Source organism: Brachyspira catarrhinii (assembly GCF_005518285.1).
Lineage (GTDB): Bacteria > Spirochaetota > Brachyspiria > Brachyspirales > Brachyspiraceae > Brachyspira > Brachyspira catarrhinii.
On record NZ_SJDU01000492.1, the window covers coordinates 1 to 1471 of the forward strand.

The 1471-nt window shown below is 19.9% G+C and carries 2 pseudogenes; both read left to right on the plus strand.

The window, feature by feature from the left end:
* Window positions 1-839: pseudogene (locus EZH24_RS11755) on the plus strand (AAA family ATPase); the annotation flags it as partial.
* Between the two features lie 6 nt (window positions 840-845).
* A pseudogene (locus tag EZH24_RS11760) lies at window positions 846-1471 on the plus strand (VWA domain-containing protein); the annotation flags it as partial.

Here is a 1471-nt window from a genome sequence, read left to right on the forward strand (position 1 = left end):
TATCTCATTGTATATGGACACTTGAAGAAAATATTGAGGCAGTGAAAAAAATAGTAATAAACTCTATAATGCGTTTTTTTAATGATGATATTTATAAAACGTTTAATTATGATGAAATCTATAATGAAATAGAAGAATTAAAAACTAATATAGATAAAAACTCTATATGCTATGAAGATGAATATAATAATGAAATAGAAATTGACGGTAAAAAATATTTCTATATATCAGTTTCTTATAGAAATAAATACAACAATATAAGCGGCAGCATATATAATACAGAATTATATATTGAAGCTGATAAAAAAAATACAAGTACTCCATTTAATCCTTTAATGAATAATTATGATTATAATGCATTTTATAACGGACATAACAGAAGCATTAATTATAATAACTATTATAATAAATACAGCAATTTAAAATATACAAATGACTATACTCCTGCAAATGATATATTCTGCACATTTATAAGCACTGACAAACTGCAGATAAAAACTAATAATTATAATAATTGCTTTGTAGACAGTCAAAGATATAATGTATCATCATTAAATGTAAATGTACCTATTAAATTTAAAAAAGGAGATTATAAACCTATAGATTCTTATATAAGAAATGATTATATTAATATATGCCATGACTTACTTGATAATATAGAAAGTGAAATAAACTCATATGAAAATAATTCTAATAATATATTTAAAAACTTTGAGTCAGTTTTTGTAAATGAAAATTATATTTCTAAAATATTATACAATAATGAATATTTATCAAATTTAAAATCTATAAAAATTGATATTGAGCATTTAATTGACAATTTAAATTCAAATTGGTAATTATTTATGATGAATGATAATATAAAAAAAACAAAATATTTAATAAAAGAGCATTTTTTTAATTATAATCATTTAATATACGATGATGAAGCAGAAAAAGAAATAAAAAGAAAAATAAATGATTTTAATACAAATTTAGAAAATCATTTAGAAAAAGATAATCCATTCAAAGAAATGTATAAAATCTATGAAGAAGCATATAATAGCTTTGAAGGAAATGAATATAATACAGATTTTCTTTATAAAGATATTAAAAACTATAAAACTATTGCAGGAGAAAAAAATGCAGAGTTTTTTTATTCTAAAATAAATTCATTAACAAATTCTAATAAAGACAATTATAATAATGAAATATATGCCATTAGAAAATCTGTACTAAACAGCTGGAAAGAAGAATTAGATAAACAATATACAATGTGGGCTTTAAATGAAATAGATGAATACAGAAAAAAGTTTTTTGAGTATATAAAAAACTTTCTTGATTATTTAAATGATTTAAAAGAAATTAGAGATGCATTTGGAGAAGATACTGGATTTTTATTTGATTTGAGTATTGGAAGTTTATTAAAAAGAGATATTGAATATATAAAAAAATTATCAAATCTTATAAAAGAAAATGAAAACATAAAAAA